The sequence below is a fragment of the Streptomyces sp. NPDC005435 genome (assembly GCF_040703155.1).
Classification (GTDB): Bacteria; Actinomycetota; Actinomycetes; order Streptomycetales; family Streptomycetaceae; genus Streptomyces.
Window position 1 is genome coordinate 272,022 of sequence record NZ_JBEXEQ010000007.1, and the last position, 18,711, is coordinate 290,732.

General features: G+C 73.1%; 16 protein-coding genes. 2 read left to right on the plus strand and 14 right to left on the minus strand.

The window, feature by feature from the left end; all coding sequences use genetic code 11:
• Positions 1-44: 44 nt before the first annotated feature.
• The 11 genes from metK to AB0898_RS11725 all read right to left on the minus strand — a co-directional run bounded on the left by metK (position 45) and on the right by AB0898_RS11725 (position 11,283).
• On the minus strand, positions 45-1,268 hold the full coding sequence (gene metK, locus AB0898_RS11675; RefSeq protein WP_366802692.1) for a methionine adenosyltransferase: 1,224 nt from the start codon (positions 1,266-1,268) through the stop codon (positions 45-47).
• Positions 1,268-2,881 (minus strand): FAD-dependent monooxygenase, encoded by a 1,614-nt coding sequence (locus tag AB0898_RS11680; RefSeq protein WP_366802693.1) that lies wholly within the window; start codon positions 2,879-2,881, stop codon positions 1,268-1,270. Before AB0898_RS11680 ends, metK begins: the two co-directional genes overlap by 1 nt.
• Before the next feature lie 13 nt (positions 2,882-2,894).
• Positions 2,895-3,575 (minus strand): antibiotic biosynthesis monooxygenase family protein, encoded by a 681-nt coding sequence (locus AB0898_RS11685; protein WP_366802694.1) that lies wholly within the window; start codon positions 3,573-3,575, stop codon positions 2,895-2,897.
• Positions 3,566-5,002, minus strand: a complete 1,437-nt coding sequence (locus AB0898_RS11690; RefSeq protein ID WP_366802695.1) for an FAD-dependent monooxygenase — start codon at positions 5,000-5,002, stop codon at positions 3,566-3,568. Before AB0898_RS11690 ends, AB0898_RS11685 begins: the two co-directional genes overlap by 10 nt.
• A gap of 2 nt (positions 5,003-5,004) precedes the next feature.
• Positions 5,005-5,955 carry an aromatase/cyclase gene (locus tag AB0898_RS11695; RefSeq protein WP_366802696.1) on the minus strand — a complete coding sequence of 317 codons (951 nt, stop codon included), beginning with the start codon at positions 5,953-5,955 and terminating at the stop codon, positions 5,005-5,007.
• A 139-nt stretch (positions 5,956-6,094) separates the two neighbouring features.
• The gene (gene fabG, locus AB0898_RS11700) at positions 6,095-6,889 is read right to left on the minus strand and encodes a 3-oxoacyl-ACP reductase FabG (protein WP_366802719.1); all 795 of its coding nucleotides are present in this window, start codon (positions 6,887-6,889) and stop codon (positions 6,095-6,097) included.
• A 60-nt stretch (positions 6,890-6,949) separates the two neighbouring features.
• A complete protein-coding gene (locus tag AB0898_RS11705; protein WP_366802697.1) occupies positions 6,950-7,219 on the minus strand; it encodes an acyl carrier protein in 270 nt (89 codons plus the stop codon).
• Between the two features lie 66 nt (positions 7,220-7,285).
• Positions 7,286-8,503, minus strand: coding sequence for a ketosynthase chain-length factor (locus tag AB0898_RS11710; RefSeq protein WP_366802698.1), 1,218 nt, complete (start codon positions 8,501-8,503; stop codon positions 7,286-7,288).
• Positions 8,500-9,771 (minus strand): beta-ketoacyl-[acyl-carrier-protein] synthase family protein, encoded by a 1,272-nt coding sequence (locus AB0898_RS11715; protein WP_366802699.1) that lies wholly within the window; start codon positions 9,769-9,771, stop codon positions 8,500-8,502. Before AB0898_RS11715 ends, AB0898_RS11710 begins: the two co-directional genes overlap by 4 nt.
• Complete coding sequence (locus tag AB0898_RS11720) at positions 9,768-10,097, minus strand: TcmI family type II polyketide cyclase (protein ID WP_366802700.1); 330 nt, start codon at positions 10,095-10,097, stop codon at positions 9,768-9,770. Before AB0898_RS11720 ends, AB0898_RS11715 begins: the two co-directional genes overlap by 4 nt.
• A 337-nt stretch (positions 10,098-10,434) precedes the next feature.
• Positions 10,435-11,283, minus strand: coding sequence for a helix-turn-helix domain-containing protein (locus AB0898_RS11725; protein ID WP_366802701.1), 849 nt, complete (start codon positions 11,281-11,283; stop codon positions 10,435-10,437).
• Positions 11,284-11,419: 136 nt separating this feature from the next.
• Here AB0898_RS11725 and AB0898_RS11730 point away from each other — a divergent pair, with 136 nt between their 5' ends.
• Entirely contained in the window at positions 11,420-12,025 is a 606-nt protein-coding gene (locus AB0898_RS11730) for an NAD(P)H-dependent oxidoreductase (protein ID WP_366802702.1), read from the plus strand.
• 46 nt (positions 12,026-12,071) lie between these two features.
• On the opposite strand, the gene AB0898_RS11735 is transcribed toward AB0898_RS11730, so the two are convergent.
• Positions 12,072-12,485: a protease inhibitor I42 family protein gene (locus AB0898_RS11735; protein ID WP_366802703.1), complete on the minus strand. Its 414-nt coding sequence runs from the start codon at positions 12,483-12,485 to the stop codon at positions 12,072-12,074.
• A 382-nt stretch (positions 12,486-12,867) separates the two neighbouring features.
• Positions 12,868-14,484, minus strand: a complete 1,617-nt coding sequence (locus tag AB0898_RS11740) for a tannase/feruloyl esterase family alpha/beta hydrolase (protein ID WP_366802704.1) — start codon at positions 14,482-14,484, stop codon at positions 12,868-12,870.
• 220 nt (positions 14,485-14,704) lie between these two features.
• On the opposite strand from AB0898_RS11740, the gene AB0898_RS11745 reads away from it, so the two are divergent.
• A complete protein-coding gene (locus AB0898_RS11745; protein ID WP_366802705.1) occupies positions 14,705-16,501 on the plus strand; it encodes a helix-turn-helix domain-containing protein in 1,797 nt (598 codons plus the stop codon).
• Positions 16,502-16,508: 7 nt separating this feature from the next.
• Here AB0898_RS11745 and AB0898_RS11750 read toward each other — a convergent pair whose 3' ends face one another.
• The gene (locus tag AB0898_RS11750) at positions 16,509-18,110 is read right to left on the minus strand and encodes a long-chain fatty acid--CoA ligase (RefSeq protein WP_366802706.1); all 1,602 of its coding nucleotides are present in this window, start codon (positions 18,108-18,110) and stop codon (positions 16,509-16,511) included.
• Positions 18,111-18,711 lie beyond the last annotated feature (601 nt).

Consider the following 18,711-nt stretch of genomic DNA (forward strand, 5'->3'; position numbering starts at 1 on the left):
GTCGGTGGCCACGGAGCCGGTGACCAGGACGCGCCGGTGCCCGCTCACCGTCCGGCCGCCGCGCGCAGCGCGTCCACCCGGTCGGTGCGCTCCCAGGTGAACTCGGGCAGTTCACGGCCGAAGTGGCCGTAGGCCGCCGTCCGGGCGTAGATCGGGCGGAGCAGGTCGAGGTCGCGGATGATGGCGGCCGGACGCAGGTCGAAGACCTCGGTGACGGCGGCCTGGATACGCGCCGCCGGTACGGTCCCGGTGCCGAAGGTCTCCACGAAGAGACCGACCGGCTCGGCCTTGCCGATCGCGTACGCGACCTGGACCTCGCAGCGGGAGGCCAGGCCCGCCGCCACCACGTTCTTGGCGACCCAGCGCATCGCGTACGCGGCCGAGCGGTCCACCTTGGACGGGTCCTTGCCCGAGAAGGCGCCGCCACCATGGCGGGCCATGCCGCCGTAGGTGTCGATGATGATCTTGCGGCCGGTCAGCCCGGCGTCACCCATCGGGCCGCCGATCTCGAAGCGGCCGGTCGGGTTGACCAGCAGGCGGTAGCCGTCGGTGTCGAGCTTGATGCCGTCCTCCGCGAGCGCCTTCAGCTCCGGCTCGACGACCAGCCGGCGGATGTCCGGGGCGAGCAGGGACTCCAGGTCGATGTCGCTCGCGTGCTGCGCGGACACCACGACCGTGTCCAGGCGTACGGCGCGGTCGCCGTCGTACTCGACGGTCACCTGGGTCTTGCCGTCGGGGCGCAGATAGGGGGCGGCCCCGTCGCGGCGTACGCCGGTGAGGCGGTGGGCGAGGCGGTGGGCCAGGCGGATGGGCAGGGGCATCAGCTCCGGGGTCTCGTCGGTGGCGTAGCCGAACATCAGGCCCTGGTCGCCCGCGCCCTGCCTGTCGAGCTCGTCGCCCTCGTCCCCGGGGGAGGCGCCCGCGACCCGGGACTCGTACGCCGTGTCGACGCCCTGTGCGATGTCCGGGGACTGCGCACCGATGGACACCGTGACACCGCAGGAGGCGCCGTCGAAGCCCTTCCTGGAGGAGTCGTAGCCGATTTCGAGGATCTTGTCCCGCACCAGCTGCGCGATCGGCGCGTACGCCTTGGTCGTGACCTCGCCGGCGACGTGCACCAGGCCGGTGGTGATCAGCGTCTCGACGGCGACGCGCGAGGCCGGGTCCTCCCGGAGGAGTGCGTCGAGGATCGTGTCGCTGATCTGGTCGGCGATCTTGTCGGGATGCCCCTCGGTCACGGACTCCGAGGTGAACAGGCGTGAGGCCATCATGTGTCCTTGGTCGGGGAGGTCGGGGAAGGTTCACCGGTGTGGCGGGGCGGGCCGAACCACGTCCGCAGCGCGTCGCCGAGGCCGGCCGCCGGGTCGCCGGTGCCGGGCGCCGCCCAGGCGACGTGGCCGTCGGGCCGGACGAGCAGCGCGGGGGTGCCGGCCAGCGGGTCGGCGCCGTCCACCGGTTTGGGTACGGCGGTGACCACCGTGACCCGGTCGGAGAAGCCGTCGGCGGCGGCCCGGACCGCCGGTTCGCCGGCCAGGTCGAGCAGAACGCCGCGCGCCGGGTGCAGCAGTGCGGTGGTGCTGGTGTCGCCCGCCCCGCCGACCAGTGCGCGGTGTCCGAGGCGGCGGCCGAGCAGCGGATGCCGGCCGGGGCCGGCCGGGTAGCGGACGTCGAGTCCGCTGACGATGCCCGCCAGATGGCGTTTGACGTCGTCGTACTCCAGGAGTTCGGTGAACAGTTCGCGCAGCGGGTCCGCGTCGGCGCCGCCGAGGAAGACCAGGCCCTGGGCTCGGGTGTTCATCAGCAACCGGGCGCCGACGGGGTGCCGTTCGTCGTGGTAGGTGTCGAGCAGGGACTCCGGTGCGGTGCCGCGCGCCACGGCGGCCAGCTTCCAGCCCAGGTTGACCGCGTCCTGCACCCCGGTGCTCAGCCCCTGGCCGCCGGCGGGCAGATGGATGTGGGCGGCGTCCCCGGCGAGCAGGACGCGGCCGCGCCGGTAGCGGTCGGCCTGCCGGGTGGCGTCGGTGAAGGAGCTGACCCAGGTGGCGTGTCCGTCGCCGATGTCCTCGCCGGTGATGTGCCGCCAGGCGGCGGCGACTTCGGGGAAGCCGGCCGGTCCGCTGCGGGCGTCCGGTGGTGCGCCGTGCGGGCAGACAATGATCCGGTCGACGCCGTCGCCCAGCGGCGCGGCCATCACCATGCCGTTCGGCAGCCGTTCGCCGAGCGGCCGGGGACGCAGGCCGAGGCCGGCCACGTCGGCGAGGTACATCAGACGGGTGGCGGGGGTGCCCGGAAAGCCGAACCCGGCCAGTTCCCGTACGGTGCTGTGGCCGCCGTCGCAGCCCACCAGGTAGGCGGCGCGCAGCCGTTCGGTGCCGTCCGGGGTGCGCAGGACGGCCTCGACGCCGGTGCCGTCCACGGTGAGACCGGTCAGTTCCCGGCCGCGCCGGATGTCCGCCCCCTGTTCGGCGGCCCACTGCTCCAGCACCGCCTCCGTCTCGGACTGCGGGATGTCGCGGGCGCCGAAGTGGGCTCCCTCCAGGACCGTGTAGTCGAACCGGACGCCCCCGAAGTGGCCCACCGGGCTGATCGGCGGAACCGGGCCGCGGCCGAAGCGGGGCAGCAGGCCGCGCTGGTCGAAGACCTCCATGGCGCGGGCGGTGAAGCCGAGCCCGCGGGACTGCCCGGTCGGCGCGGCGAGCCGTTCGACGACGGTCACCCGGGCGCCGCCCAGGCGGAGTTCACCGGCGAGCAGCAGTCCGGTGGGGCCGGCGCCGACGACGATGACGTCCGTGACGTCGGTGGCCTGGGTGACACCCGTGCCCTCCGTGCCGCCCGTTGCCTCTATGTCCGTATCCGTATCCGTATCCGTGTCCGTGTCCATCGCAGCCCCTCCCTCAGCCCGTCGCGGAACGCGAGTGGGTCACCCGGTAGGTGTTGGCCTGGCGCCCGGTGACCAGTTCGCGGGCGCGGACCCGCCCGGCGCGCACGTCCGCCGGGCGCTGCTCCTCGGGGAGGTGGTGGAAGGCGTCGTAGGCCTCCTTGTCCGCCCACTGCGCGTAGTTGACGACGAAGGTGCCGTCCAGGCCGCGGAAGTAGGTGTGGGAGCGGTAGCCGGGCACGGTGGTGATCCACTCGTCGGGCTTCGCGAGGGTTTCGAGGAGTTCCTTCTGCCGGTCCGGGGTGGTGTCGAGGACGATCAGGACGGTGTGGTCGTCCCGGTCGGGCGAGATCTCGACGGTGTCACCCAGTCCGGGGTGATGCTGGGTGAACTCCAGCTCGGTCTTCAACAGCCGTACGGTGCGCGCGAGTTTATGGAACTGGGGAACGGTCTTCCGCTGGAACCTCTGCCCCTGGTAGCGGGCTTCGAGGTCGGCGAGGCTGCGCCACTGGATGTAGTTGACGGTGCCGGGAGCGTCGATGCCGGAGTGCAGGGTGGAGGAGATCCAGCCCGGGTAGTCGGCGTGGTCGATGATGTCGCGCATCGCGTCGAGGACGTCGTCCTGGAGGGCGCGGGTGTCGGTCTCGAACAGGTTGAAGACGGTGAGGTGGCCGTCGTCGGGCGAGATCAGGGGCATGGGGTTCCTTCCAGGGTGGGGAGGGTGACGCCGGCCGGGAACCAGCGGGCCCGTGCCGTCGCCTCGTCGCCGGGCCGCTCCGGTCCCGCCCGTACGACGTGGCCGTCGGGGCGGACCAGCACGGGTCCGTCGGCGCCGGGGCCGGGGCCGCCGTGCGGACCGCCGATCCGCAGGCCCCGGCCGGCGCGGAGCAGTTCGGTGGTGCCCGCGAGGCCGCCCGGGGTGTCCAGGGCCGGCGGGGGCAGGCGTGCCCCCAGCAGAGGATGGGCGGGGCCTCCGACGTCGTACCGGACGTCGAGTCCGCTGATGAGCCCGGCGAGGTGGGCGCGGACCGGCTCCAGGGCGATCAGTTCGGCCATGAGCTCCCGTACCGGCCGCACCTCGGGGCCGCCGAGCAGCAGCAGCGCCTGGGCGCGGATGCCGGACAGGACGCGCCGGCCCACCGGGTGCCGTTCGCGGTGGTAGGTGTCGAGCAGGTCCGGGTGGGCGCGGCCGGTGACGTGCGCGGCCAGTTTCCAGCCGAGGTTGAAGGCGTCCGCCAGGCCGAGGTTGAGCGCCTGGCCTCCGATGGGCAGCTGGCGGTGGGCGGCGTCCCCGGCGAACAGGACCCGGCCGTGCCGGTAGCGGTCGAGCTGACGGCTGGTGTCGTCGAAGGCGTTCGTCCACAGCGGGGTGCCGCCGCTGATGTCCTCGCCGGTCACCCGCTTCCACACCTCGGCGATCTCCGTGAACTCCGGTGCCCCGGTGCGCCGTCGAGGCCGGGTGCCGAACTCGTGCGCCATGACGCGGGTCACCCCGTCCGCACGGCGGGCCGCCACCGCGAAGCCGTCGGGCAGCCGCTCGAAACGCCGGTCCGGTACGGCGACGCCGGCGACGTCCGCGCGGACCAGCTCCCGCCGGGCGTCGTGCCCGGGGAAGGGGGCGCCCAGCAGCCGGCGTACGGTGCTGTCCTCCCCGTCGCAGGCGACGAGGTACGCGCCGCGCACCCGCAGGGCGCCGCCCGGACCCTCGGCCACCGTCTCCACGTACGGGGCGGCCCCGGCGCGCACGGCGCGTACGGCGTGGCCGCGCCGGATGTCGGCGCCGAGACCGCGCGCCCACCGCTCCAGCAGCCGTTCGGTGTCGTACTGCGGGACCTTCCACTGTCCGGCGTACGGGCCGGGCAGCGTCAGGTCGAGGGGAATCCCCGCGTAGTGTCCGCGCGGTTGGCGCGGCGGGTCGCCGAGGTCCGGGAGCAGCCCGCGGCTGTCGAGGATCTCCATGGTGCGGGCGTGCAGCGTGGAGGCGCGCGACTCGGTGGTGGGCTCGCTCCGGCGTTCCAGTACGACGACCTGGGCGCCGCCGAGCCGCAGTTCACCGGCGAGCAGCAGGCCCACGGGTCCGGCGCCCACCACCACGACCTGGGTCTCCAGCCGGGTCCCGGCCACGCTCAGGCCTTCCCTTCGGCGTGGGCGCGCTCCTCGGCGTAGGCGCGCGCGTGGCCGAGGGTGGCGAGGCTGTTGGTGCTCAGCGCGCCGTGGACGTAGGCGCGGGCGTCGGCGACGGTGGCGTCCGGACCGAGCACGGCCAGGTTGTCCGGGTTCAGGGTCACGGTGTGCCGGGAGGACGCGACGGTGCCCGCCGGGGTCTCCTCGAAGGTCCAGAGCCCGGTGTGCAGGGTCAGCAGGGCCGGCAGGGTGACCTGCTTGTAGGCGATGCGGTGGTGCGGGAAGGTCACCCGGTACGACTTGGTGGTGTGCGTGGAGCCGTCCTTGGCGCGGGTGTCCATCTCCAGGGTCTGGAGCCCGGGGGTGTCCTCGGTCAGCTGGACGGCGGCGACGTGCGGCAGCCGCTCGGGCCACCGCCCCGCGTCGTTGACGAAGTCGTACACGTCCTCGGCGGCGCCGGCGACGGTGACGCTGTCGGTGAAGGAGAAGGTCAACTCCTCAGCCTTGTGTGCGCGTTCGAGGTTGTCCTTGAGCGCGGCCAGTTCGGCACGGCTGTTGTGGTCCACGGCGCGGTCGATCCAGGCGAGGGAGTCGGGGTCGTCGTCGACGGCGCGGTAGTCGTGCAGCAGCCGTACCCGGGCGGTGCCGTCCGGGACCGGCTCGACGATCCAGGTGCCGCCCATCGCGGCCACCGGCGCGGCGGTGACCTCCTGGCGGAAGGTGATGCGCAGCGCGTCCGGGTCGAGGACGCGGCGGGAGGTCCAGTTCTTCGCCCCGTCTCCCGCGGTCGCCCAGATACGGATGCGCTCTTCGGCCCCGGCGCGCTCCACCTGGTCGACGTGGAGCGTGGGCGGGAAGATGCGCGGCCACTGGGCGACGTCGGCCAGCAGCCGGTAGACGGCGGGAGCGGGGGCCCCGACGGTGATCTCGTGCTCGACCTCGCGGGTGGTCATGGCGGTGTCTCCTCGACGGATGCGGTGGGGCGGCGGAGCTCGGCGGGTACGGCGGACGCGACGGGTGACGGGTACAACGGGTACGACGGGTACGGCGGGTACGGCGGGCGACAGGTACGGCGGCAGTCCCGCCGCGCGGTCAGAAGTTGCCGAGCCCGCCGCAGACGTTGAGCGCCTGCGCGGTGATGGAGGCGGCGGTGTCCGAGACCAGGTAGCCCACCAGTCCGGCCACTTCCTCGGGGGTGGAGTAGCGGCCGAGCGGGATCTTCGCCCGGAACTTCTCCAGGATCTGTTCCTCGGTGGTGTCGTAGGCGGCGGCGTACCCCTGGCGCACCCGCTGGGCCATCGGTGTCTCGACGTATCCGGGGCACACCGCGTTGACGGTGATGCCGGTGGGCGCGAGTTCGTTGCCCAGCGCCTTGGTGAAGCCGACCACGCCGTGCTTGGAGGCGGAGTAGGGGGCGCCCAGGACCACGCCCTGCTTTCCGGCGGTGGAGGCGATGTTGATGATCCGGCCGCGGGACTTGTGCCGCAGTCCCCCGGTGTTGAGCACCTCCCGGGTCACCCGGAAGACGCTGGTGAGATTGGTGTCGAGGACGTCCGCCCACAGCTCGTCCCCGATGTCGGCGGTGACACCGCCACCGGACCGGCCCGCGTTGTTGACGAGGACGTCGATGGTGCCGAAGCGGTCGACGGCGGCCCGGACGAGGTGTTCCACGGCGGCCGGGTCCCGTACGTCACAGGCCGTGCCGTCCACCTCCAGTTTCTCGGCGGTCAGTTCCTTCACGGTCGCGGCGACCCGGTCGGCGTCTCGGGCCGCGAGGAACACGCGGTGCCCGCCGGCGGCCAGCAGCCGGACCACCGCCAGCCCGATGCCGCTGGTCCCGCCGGTCACGAGCGCGACCGGCGCGGCCGTGGCGGGCGTCCCGGGTATCTCGGGCGCCTCGGATGTCTCGGATATCTCGGGTGTCTCGGTCGGCACGGTGCTCCCCCTTCAGGCGGCCCGGGCGGCCGACAGCCGCTCGTTGACGAGGTCGATCAGGGCTCGGGGGGTGGGGGCCTCGGCGAGCACGTCGTCGTCGAGCGAGACGCCGTACTCCCGCTCGATCCGGCCGACCGTCTCCAGCAGGGCCAGGGACTCGTAGCCCAGGTCGGTGAAGTCGGTGTCGAGGACGTCGCCGTCCAGGTCGACGGTCTCGTCGGCGCCGGCGGCCTCCAGGAGGATGCGCTTGAGCGCGTCGGGGGTGAAAACGTCGGTGGCCACGGAGGGTCCTTTCGCGGGGTGGAAACGGACAACGCGGGATGAGGAGGGGACGGTGAGCCGGTGCCGCTACCCGGCGGCCCGGCGCACCACCAGGGCGGAGTTGAAGCCGCCGCGCCCCCGGGCCAGCACCAGGGCGGTGCGCACGGGCAGCGGGCGCGGCCGGTCCAGGACGAGGTCGAGGCCGTATTCCGGGGCCGGGTCGCTGTGGACGGTGGGCGGGACGACGCCGTCCCGGAGGGCGAGCAGGGCGGCGGCCACGTCGAGCGGGGCCCCGCCGGAGTACAGGCGTCCGGTCATGGTCTTCGGGGCGGTCACGGGGACGCCCCGGGGGCCGAAGAGGGCGGTGAGGGCGTCCGCCTCCGCGCGGTCGAGGTCCGGGTCGCCGGCCGCGTCCGCGAAGACCACGTCCACGTCGGCGGTGTCCACGTCCGCGTCCGCGAGGGCGATCTCCACGGCCTTGCGCAGTCCGGGCGGTCGTCCCGAGCCCGGTTTCGGGTCGAGGGTGGCGCCGTACCCGGCGATCTCGCCGTAGACGTGCGCGCCCCGGGCGCGTGCCGCCGCCGCCTCCTCCAGGACGAGGAGGGCACCTCCCTCCCCCGGTACGTGCCCGCGCGCCTGACGGTCGAAGGGCAGGTAGGCCCGGGCGGGGTCCTCGCCGGTGCTCAGCGCGCCGCCGGCCAGCTGGGCGACCCAGCCCCACGGGCACAGGGAGGCGTCCACCGCGCCGGAGACGACGAGCCGGGTGCCCCGGCGGATCTGCCGGCGGGCCTGCGCGAGGGCGTCGATGCCGCCGGCCTGGTCGCCGACGACCACGCCGCTGGGCCCCTTCATGCCGTTGCGGATGGAGATCTGGCCGCTGTTGACGGCGTAGAACCAGGCGAAGGACTGGTACGCGGACACGTACTGGCTGCCCTGGCTCCACAGTTTGCGCAGTTCGTTCTGGCCGAACTCGAAGCCTCCGGAGGCGCTGGCCGTGACCACGCCCATGTCGAACGCGGGCAGTTCGTCGGGGCGTACGTCCGCGTCTGCCAGTGCCCAGTCGGTGGCGGCCAGGGCGATCCGGGTCATCCGGTCGGTCTGCGGGATCAGCCGGCCCGGCAGATGGTCCTCGGCCACGAAGTCGCCGATCTCCCCGGCCAGCCGGGCCGGATACCGGGCCGGGTCGAAGCGGGTGATCCGGCCGATGCCGCTGCGGCCGGCCAGGGTCGCCGCCCAATAGGCGGGCGCGCCCAGCCCGTTGGGGGAGGCGACACCCAGACCGGTGACCACCGCGGTGCCGCTCATGTCCGCCTCCGTCCCGGCTCGGCGAGCACCATCGCGCTCTGGAAGCCGCCGAAGCCGCTGCCCACCGTGAGCACCACGTCGGTCAGCTGGTCCCGGGCGTACAGGGGGACGTAGTCGAGGTCGCACTCCGGGTCGGGGGTGTGCAGGTTGGCCGTGGGCGGCACCACGTCGTACTCCATGGCCAGGACCGAGGCGGCGATCTCCAGGGAGCCGATCGCGCCCAGCGAGTGCCCGATCATCGACTTGATGGAGCTGACCGGGGTGCGGCGGGCGTGGTCGCCGAGGCTGCGCTTGAAGGCGGCGGTCTCGTGCCGGTCGTTCTGCCGGGTGCCCGAACCATGGGCGTTGACGTAGTCGACGTCCTCCGGGTTGATCCGGGCCTCGTCCAGGGCGACGCGGATCGCCTCGGCCATCTCGGCGCCGTCGGGGCGCAGACCCGTCATGTGGTAGGCGTTGCTGCGGGTCGCGTAGCCGGCGATCTCGGCGTAGACGTGGGCGCCCCGGCGGCGCGCGCTCTCCAGTTCCTCCAGGACGAAGACGGCGGCGCCCTCCCCCAGTACGAAACCATTGCGGGTGTTGTCGAAGGGGCGCGAGGCGGTGGCCGGGTCGTCGGAGCGGGGGGTGGTGGCCTTGATGGCGTCGAAGCAGGCCATGGTGATGGGGGAGATCGGCGCGTCCGACGAGCCGGCCACCATCACGTCCGCCGAGCCCTCGCGGATCAGTTCGGCGGCGTGGCCCACGGAGTCGATGCCCGAGGTGCATCCGGTGGACACCACGGTGCCCGGCCCCTCCGCCCCGACGGCCCAGGCCACCTCCGCGGCGAAGGAGCTGGGGACGAAGTGGTCGTACAGATGGGGCACGGCGTAGGTGTGGTCTACCAGGTCGAGCCGGCCGCCGTCGCTCACGACCCGGTACTCCGCGTCGAGTCCGGTCGTCGCGCCGACGGCACTGCCGACCGTGACGCCGACCCGGTGGGGGTCCAGCGCCGTCAGGTCGATTCCGCTGTCCTCGACCGCGCCGCGTGCCGCGACCACGGCGAACTGGGCGGCCCGGTCCATCCGCCGGACCTCCTGCGGGGTCAGTCCGTGGGCGTAGGGGTCGAAGTCGATCTCGGCGGCCACCCGGGAGCGGAACGGCGCGGGGTCGAAGAAGGTGATGCCCCGGGTCGCCGTCCGGCCCTCGCTGAGCAGGTTCCAGAAGTCCTTGGTGCCGATTCCGCCGGGCGCGAGGACCTCCACGCCGGTGACGGCCACGCGGCGTGCCGTCATGCGGAGGCCTCCCAGGAGTAGAAGCGGGAGGCCATGGCGTCGGCGGGGGAACGCCAGGTGGCGGGGTCGTAGGCCTCGATGAAGGGCTTCAGGTCGTCGCTGATGCCGATGAACCGGGGGTCGGTGCGGGCCTGTTGGATCCGCGCTCCTCCGTCGGCGGTGTCGAAGTCCTGGAGGTGGAAGTACAGTCCCTGGTACGAGAAGAGCTGACGGCGCCGTGTGCCCATCCGGTGCGGCATCTCGGTCGCGTCGAACGCGCGGAACAGCCGCGCCACGTCGGTGCCGGCCTCGGGCGCCATACGGGCGACGATCAGGGTGCTGTGCATACGTGACACTCCTTGGGTACGGGCCTGCCGGGCGGGGACGTGCGGGGACCAGTCCGGTGTCGGGGGGCCGGCGGTGGGAACGGGGGCGGCGCCCCGGTTCCCGGCTTCAAGGCTCTTGGGTCGCCCATGGCCCGATCAAGGCGCGCCTGTTCAGGAGTGCGTCATCTTGTACACGGGTTGCGCAGGAACGGGCGGCAACGCCAGGGGAACGTCAGACGAGCGTCGTGCGCGTGTGGGTTCGGCCGGTCGCGGCGGGATGCGGAGGCGGTCGGCGCGCACGAGCAGGAGCCAGTCAACTGGCCCCTGAAATCGGCTTGTTGAGGGCGGGCTCGCCCGTTCAGACCGCCCGCAGGGCGCCGGGGCGACGGCCGGCGAGGCGGTCGAGGGCGGCGGCGCTCGCGTCGTCGGCGGGGAGGTGGACGACGAGCTGCTGGTCGTCTTCGGCGGGCAGGCCGAGCGTTTCGTACGCGAGCCGTACCTCTCCCGCCTGCGGGTGGACCATGCGCACCACCCCGTTCGCCCGGGGCAGCCCCGGCAGGGTGCGCAGCCGGCCGGTGAACGGTTCCCCGCAGGACAGCGTCAACTCGTCCACCAGCGCGCCGACATGGGCGTCGGTCTGGCCGGGGCCCTGCTTGAGGGCCGCCACCTGCTCGTCGGCGACCGTGTCCCAGTCGGGGTAGACGGCGCGCGCCCGCGGATCGGTGAAGACGAAGCGGGCTAGGCAGGGTTGGACACCGTCCAGCAGTCCGAGCGGTTCGGCCAGCCGCCGGTATCCGTCGGTGCAGGCCAGGATCTCGCTCAGCCGGTTCACCAGCACGGCGGGCGCCGGTTCCAGCCGCTCCAGCAGGGCCCGTACGGTGGGCCTGACCGCCCGGCTCGGTCCCGCAGCGCCCCGGCAGCTGAAGCCGGGGTCGGCGCCCTTGGCGAGCCGGTGCAGATGGACCCGCTCACCGGGGCTGAGCAGCAGCACGTCCGCCAGGGCCGCCAGGACCTGCACCGAGGGCCTGCGGTCGCGGCCCTGTTCCAGCCGGGTGACGTACTCGACACTCACTCCGGCGAGCGTCGCCAGTTCCGCGCGGCGCAGTCCCGGTGTACGGCGGCGCGGCCCCGAGGGCAGTCCCACCTCGGCCGGGGTGACGGCCTCCCGGCGCAGCCGCAGGAACAGGCCGAGCTCGTTGTCGCTCATCCGACGAACGTAACACCGCCCGCCGCGCCGGATGGTGGCCCTGCCACTACCACCCTCCGCCCGGTCTCCCTCGTCCGCCGCCCGCCCGGCACCGTGGAGCACGTCCCGTCGGTCCGGCCTCAGGAGAAGCACACCCATGTCCGATACACGACTGAATCTGGCAGTGATCGTCGGCAGTGTCCGGGAGGGCCGATTCGGTCCGGTGGTGGCGGACTGGTTCGTCGAACAGGCCAAGCGCCACGACCAGTTCACCGTCGACCTGATCGACCTGGCGGACATCGACCTCCCGCTCGCGCTGCCGCCCACCCCGCCGGCCCTGCAGCCCGATCTGCCCCGGCCCGAGGGCATGGCCGAACTGACCCGGCGGCTCGACGCCGCCGACGCGGTCGTCATCGTGACGCCCGACTACAACCGCAGCTTCCCGGCCTCCCTCAAGGCGGCCATCGACTGGCACTACACCCAGTGGAAGGCCAAGCCGATCGGCTTCGTCGGCTACAGCGGTCTCAGCGGCGGTCTGCTGGCGATCGAGCAACTGCGGCAGGTCTTCAACGAGTTGCACGCCCACACGGTGCGTGACTACGTCGCCTTCCCCGGCTACTACCTCCTCTTCGCCCCCGACGGCACGCTCCGCGACCCCAAGGGCCCCGAGGACGCCGCCCGCGCCATGCTCGATCAGCTGCTCTGGTGGGGCTCGGTGCTGCACGACGCCCGCCGGGACCGCCCGCAGCTCGCGAACCGGTAGCCGTTTCCCGGGCGTTGACCGGGACGGGGTGTGCCGGGTGTGCCGCTCAGCGCACGGTGACGGTGTAGGTGATGCGCTCGGGGCTCCCGGAGGGCGTGGTCTCGCCCGGGTCCGGGGTGGCCGGGGCCGCGGTCGGCGCGGGGGGTCTCGTCGCGGTGTTGCCCCGGCAGGTGGTGAACGTGCAGTGCAGCAGCGTGAACCGGGTGGTCCCGCTGCCCCTGGCCTCGAAGGTGAAGATGAGCCGGCGGCCGGCGCCGGATGCCGTCCCGCCGCCGGGGTCCGGCGCGTACGCCCGGCCTCGGTCGGCCAGCACCGAGCGGTCGGGCCCGGGGCCGACCAGATACCAGTACTCGCGGGTGGAGGCGTTCTGGTCGACGGTGAGCGTGAAGCGCTCGCCCGGCCGGGCGCTGATGCTGGTGTCCTCCACCGGGTGGCTCACCGGCCGCCTCGCGGAACTCATGGTGCTTTCCGTGCCCGTGGTGCTCGTGGAGCCGCCTGCCGGGCCGCTGTTGTCCGGGCCGCAGCCCGTGGCCAGGGCGAGGAGGGCGGCCACCGCTGTCACGGCACCGCCCGTGCCACCTCGGAAGAAAGACGCCGTACGCGTGGGAGAGTTCACCGTCGGAAGCCTAGGTCCTGTCGTCACATTCCCGTCTGCCTCGCGACGCCTGGCACGCACTCTCGCCGCACCGGGCGAAAGCCCACGTACGCCCAGTACGAGGACTTCCGCCCGGCACGCCGAGAGCACGCACCAGGCGCCGCGAGGCCGCCCTCCGGGCGACGACGGGAATGTGACGACAGGACCTAGAACCACCCTGCCGCGCCCCGGACCGAACGGGTACCCCTCAGCTCGCGCACACGAAACTCGACGCCCGGTCGGGATCGCCGGCGCGGTACCGGGGCCAGCCCGGGTACGCGCACAGCGGCCGCGTGCGGTGGTGGAGGGTGTCGGACACGACCGGGTTCGCGGGCGGTTCGCCCCGCTCGGTCCAGCGCTCCAGCGCGGAGAGCGAGTCGGTGGCGGCGGCGAACGCGGGGGTGCCGAAGTTGGCGTGGTTCGCCCCGGCCACGACGTAGTACCGCAGGAACGAGTGGGTCCGCCCGGCGCCCAGGGTGGCGCGGACCCGCTGGTAGTAGTCGGTCGTCGCACGCGGGGCGACGAGTTCGTCCGCCGCGCCGTGGAGGAGGATCAGCTTGCCGCCGGCGCGGGCGAACGGGCCCAGGTCCGTGTTGTTGCGGTCCTCGATCGTGGACAATTCGCTGATCCGCGCGAGCCACTTGCCCGGATGCCGGGGATCGACGTCGAGGGAGTTGTGCCGGGGGTCCCGGGTCAGAAAGTACTTGACCCACTGGTCCCAGAACTGCATCCCGTAGCCGCTCGTCACCGGCATCGGATCGGCCGGCGCGGTGGTGCCGAAGCCGAGGAACGGGGTCCGCATGTCCGCCCCGGCGAGGAACGGGAAGCCGGGGTAGCCGGTTTCGCCGCTGGCGATCCGGTACGGCCAGCCGAACGGTGTGGACATGGCGGTGACCGACCTGAGCTGGGCGTCCGAGAGGCAGGCGGGGCCCGTGTCGGTGCCGTGCGGGCAGCGCAGCGTGCGGGGGTCGAAGTGGCAGCCGTCCGGGTGGGAGACGATGCCGTCGCGGACGCCGTCCAGCCCGTCGCACGCCCGGAGCACGCTGTCGTAGAGGAGTGTCTGTTTCTCGGGGCCGGGGAAACCGCCGGGGCGGGCCAGGGCCTGCACCAGGCGTCCCAGGAACAGGATCTCGCTGAGGTTGTTCCAGGCGGGGAACGCGGAGATGACGCCGTCGAACGCGGTCGGCCACCGCTGGGCGACGTTGAGCGCTTCCCGGCCGCCCGTCGAGCCTCCCGCGAAGTAGACCTCGGCGGGGCTGGACCCGTAGGCGTGCCGGATGAGGAACAGGCTCGCGTCGCGGGTCTTCTTGAGCGCGTCACCGGCGGCGAAGTTGCTCAGGGCCTCGTCGTTCATGCCGAACGAACCGTCCAGTGACGGAGGGGCGGTGGGGCTCTGCTGGTGTCCGGAGTCGCTGGCGAAGGTGGCGTACCGCCGGGCCAGGGGGGCCGGCTGGTCCGTGGGGCCGAACGGCACGTTGCCCGTCAGGTCCGGAACGGTGCCGTTGTAGCCGCCCCCGCCGAACATCAGGGCTTTGCCGTTCCAGCCGTAGGGCAGCGCCACGCGCATCTTGATGGCGGGCGCGGACGGATCGACGGGAAGGATGTCGGCGTCGGCCTGGCAGTACGCGACCGTCTCGCCGCTGACGACGCCGGTCCTGACCTGGACCGACGCGACGCGGCCTCCGTCGGTCGGCAGGCTCATGACCGAGGCCGGGATCTCCATGCCGGCCAGCCCGGCGCACCCGGGCACCGTCGCCGGGTGAGCGGCGTGGGGCGGGCTCGTCGCGGTGGCCGCCCCGGCCCCGAGCACCTGGGACCCGCTCACCAGCAGGACCATGGACGCCAGTACGCCGAACCGGCGAACCGCTCTGCCTCTTGCGGATGTTCTCCTCACGATGACCTCTTCCTCGCCTTCGTCGACAGCGCGCAGAGGTGATGACGGTGAGATTAAGGCGCCGTTACGCTGTGGTTGAGGTGTACGTCACCCACACCTCGCACCGATCCGGTGGGGCTTTCTCCCACCCGATGTGTAGGGGGACGACACTGTGGTCAGCGAACCCATGGGCGACGCGGAGTCGTTCTCGCTCGTACGCCGGCAGCGCGAACTGGCGTCGTTGTACGCGACGGCCAAGTCCCTCACCGCGCTGGGTGAACTGGACGACGTCCTGCGGTCGATCGTCCACCACGCGCACGATCTGATCAGCACCGACTTCACCTACCTCTCGCTGGTCGGCGCGGACGGCAGGCTGTCGGCCAGGGCGTCGGAGGGGACGGTCTCCGCCTCGTTCCTCGCGGCGGGCATCCCGGCCGGTGTGGGGCTCGGCGGCAAAGTGCTGGACTCGCAGAGCCCGCACTGGGTGCGGGACTACGCGGCCGCGACGCTGATCGAGCACGATGCGGACTTCGACCGTCTGGTCGCCGACGAGGGGCTGGTCGCGCTCCTCGGTGTGCCGCTGGTCATCCGGGGCGAGGCGGTGGGCGCCCTGTTCGCCGGGGACCGCCGCGAGCGCTCCTTCCAGGCCGACGAGGCCGCGCTGCTCAGCGCGTTCGCCGACCACGCCGCGGTCGCCCTCGACAACGCCCGTCTCTACGAGGCGAGCCGGACCGCCCTGCGGGAACTGCGGACCGCGTACGGGCGGATCGAGGAGCACGTGGCCGTGATGCGGCGGGCCCAGGAGATCCACGAGGCCCTGACCGGTGTGGTGCTGGCGGGCGGCGCCCCGGGCGATGTCGCGCAGCTCCTGGCCGACCGGCTCGGCGGCAGCGTCACGCTCCTCGGCCCGTCCGGCACCACTGTCGTCCGCCGCGACGCGGCGTCGGACCCGTGCCGTACCCCGCCGGGTACCGAACTGGCCGACGCCGTCGAGGACGCGCGCCGCTCGGGCCGCTGCGCGACCTCGGCCGGCGCCGGCGGCACCCTCCACAGCGTGGCGTCCGTCCAGGCGGGCGACCAGCGCCTCGGCGCGCTGGTGTGGAGCCGGGAGGCGCCCGCCGGCCGGGGCGACCCGGACGACACGGACCTGCGGACCCTGGAGCGGGCCACCCACATCCTGGGGCTGCTCACCCTCAAGGAGCGGGCCGTGGCGGAGGCCGGCGAGCGGCTGAGCGGGGAGCTGCTGACCGAACTCATGGTGGGCGGCCCCGGGATCGGCCCCGCCCAGCGCGCCCGTGCCCGGGCCCGGGGCATCGACCCCGAACGTCTGGACCTGGTCCTCGTCGCGGACTGCCCCTCGATGTCGCCGGCGGAGCTCCTGCGTCACCTCCACGAGATCGCACGGGACGGCTCCGCACTGGCGGGCGAGCATCTGGGCCGGGCCACGCTGATCCTCCACGGCGCCGAGGACGAGCGCACCGTCGAGGAGGTCCACCGGCGCCTGCGCCGCGCGCTCGGCGCCCCCGTGATCGTCGTCGGAGAGCGGGTGGCCCGGCACGACTGGTCACGCGCCTTCTCCCTGGCCGCCCGCTGCGCCGCCGTGGTGCGGGCGCTCGGGCACACCGATCTGGGCGCCACGACGGGCCGGTACGCCCTCTACGCCCTGGTCTTCGACACCGAACGGGCCCATGAGCTCGACCGGTTCGTCTCCGACTCCCTCGGCCCGCTCCTCGACTACGACCGCCGCCGCGGTACCGACCTCGTCGGCACGCTCGGCGCGTACTACGACCACCACGCCAACGTCGCGGCGACGGCCCGGGCGTTGTACGTGCACGTCAACACGCTGGTCAAACGGCTGGACCGGGCCGGCGGCGTCCTCGGTCTCGACTGGCGTCACGAGGACGGCCTCGAACTGCGGCTCGGGCTCCGGCTGCACCGGCTCCGGGCGCTCACGGACACCCCGGTGTGATCCCCGCTCAGGCGTCGCGCACGGAGTCCCGCAGCGCGCTCTTCGAGAGCTTGCCGGTGCCCGTCCTGGGCAAGCTGCCGACGAGGACGAACTCGTCGGGGAGCCACCACTTGGCGACCATGGGCGTGAGGTGCCGCAGCAGCGCTTCGGCGGTGACGGCGGCGCCCTCGCGGGTGACGACGTAGGCGACCGGGCGCTCCGTCCAGCGCGGGTCGGGGCGGGCGATCACGGCGACCTCGACGACGTCGGGGTGCGAGGCGATGGCGGCTTCCAGCTCGACCGACGATATCCACTCGCCGCCGGACTTGATCAGGTCCTTCATCCGGTCCACGATCCGCAGATAGCCGTGGGGGTCGAGGGTGGCCAGGTCGCCGGTGCGCAGCCAGCCGTCGTCGGTGAAGCTGTCGCCCCCGTCCACCCGGAAGTAGCCGCCCGCCACCCACGGCCCCGCGACCTCCAGCTCGCCCACCGTCCTTCCGTCGCACGGCAGTTGACGGCGTGTCCCGACGTCGACGATCCGCAGGTTCACCAGCGGCAGGGGCTGGCCCTGGGCGGCGCGCACGGCCACCCGCTCCTCCTCGGTCGCCTCCTCGTGCTGGGTGCGCGTGCCCCCGATGGCCCCGACCGGGCTGACCTCCGTCATCCCCCACGAGTGGGTGATGGGTACGCCGATGGCGGCGCGGTAGGCCTCGGACAGGGCCGGGGGGACGGCCGAGCCGCCGCCGAGCAGGAACCGGGTGGCGCTCAGGTCGAAGGCGCGCAGCTCGGGAAGCAGGCTCGTCCACACCGTGGGCACGGCACCGGCGACCGTCACCCGCTCGGCTTCCATCAGCTGCAGCAGATGCACCGGATCCGCGGAGCTGCCGGGCAGGACGAGGGAGGCGCCCGTCATCATCGCGCTGTAGGGGAGCCCCCAGGCGTTGGCGTGGAAGAAGGGCACGATCGGCATCACGACATCGCTCTCGCCGATCCCGACGAAGCCGGCGGCGAGCGTCCCGAGGCAGTGCAGCACCGTCGAGCGGTGGCTGTAGAGGACGCCCTTGGGCGGGCCCGTCGTCCCGGAGGTGTAGCACAGCCCGGAGGCCAGGTTCTCGTCCGCGAGTGTGAAGGTCTCCTCGAAGGAGCCCGCGAACGGCTCTGCGTCCAGGACGAGTTGGTCGTAGTCCAGGACGCGGGGGTCCTCCGGGACGGCCGTGTCGCTGCCGTCGGGCAGCACCACCCAGTACCGCACCCGTGGCAGCCTGCCTGCGCTCGGCCAGATCCTGGGGAGCAGCCCTCGCTCGACGAAGATCACGTCGTCCTCGGCGTGGTCGACGATGTATTCGAGATGCGCGGCCGAGAGGCGGATGTTGAGGGTGTGCAGCACCCGCTTGGTGGCCGGCACCGCGAGATAGATCTCCAGGTGCCGGCGGCTGTTGCCCGCGAACGTGCCGACCCGGGCACCGGCCGGGACGCCGAGCGACGTCAGCGCGGTGGCGAGCCGCCGGGCGTGGTCGGCCACCTCGGCGTACGTGAGCAACTCGGCGCCCGCCGTGGCGACTTGCTTGTGCGCGTAGAGCCGTTCGGCGCGCTCCAGGATGTGGGCGACGGTGAGCGGCCGTGGCTGCATCAGGCCGTCCATGGCGCCTTCGGGGAGATGCGGGCCTTCAGGAAGCACGGTAGGTGTCAATGGACGCGATCCAAATCCATGGGTGCCTGCTCGACGCAGCATCCGCCGCGCCGCCTGCCGTGGGCCACTCTAGGAACGGTCCCGGGGCGAGGAGAGGTGGGACTCCCACACTCCTTCGGCTACTTCGGCAGCGGTTCCCCACACTCCGAGCCGCCCTTTCCGCCGTCATGGACCGGGGTGGCCGCCTCTGACATGGGTGATCGGATCCGGCTCTCCCAGGGCGCCCCGGTGTATCCGCCCCTTGCCCCGGACGACGCCTTCCGCGGCGAACCGCTGGCGCAACCGCCGTGGTGCGCGCGCGTTTTCGAAGCCTTCGCCGAGGCCCCGCCCGTGTCGGCGCACTCGTAGCGGATCGCGTACGCCGCGCCGCCGGGCCGGTGGTGCCGGCCGGTGGTACGACGACCGTGTCGAGCGGGTCCACCGGCCAGGAACCCGCGCGGGCGCACTCTAGGGGGTGTCTCGTCGATCAGGCCGGATCAGGGAGCGGCGTCTGGTGCCGTGCGTCGCAAGGCGGAGGAGGGAGTCGATGCGGAGCATCGGC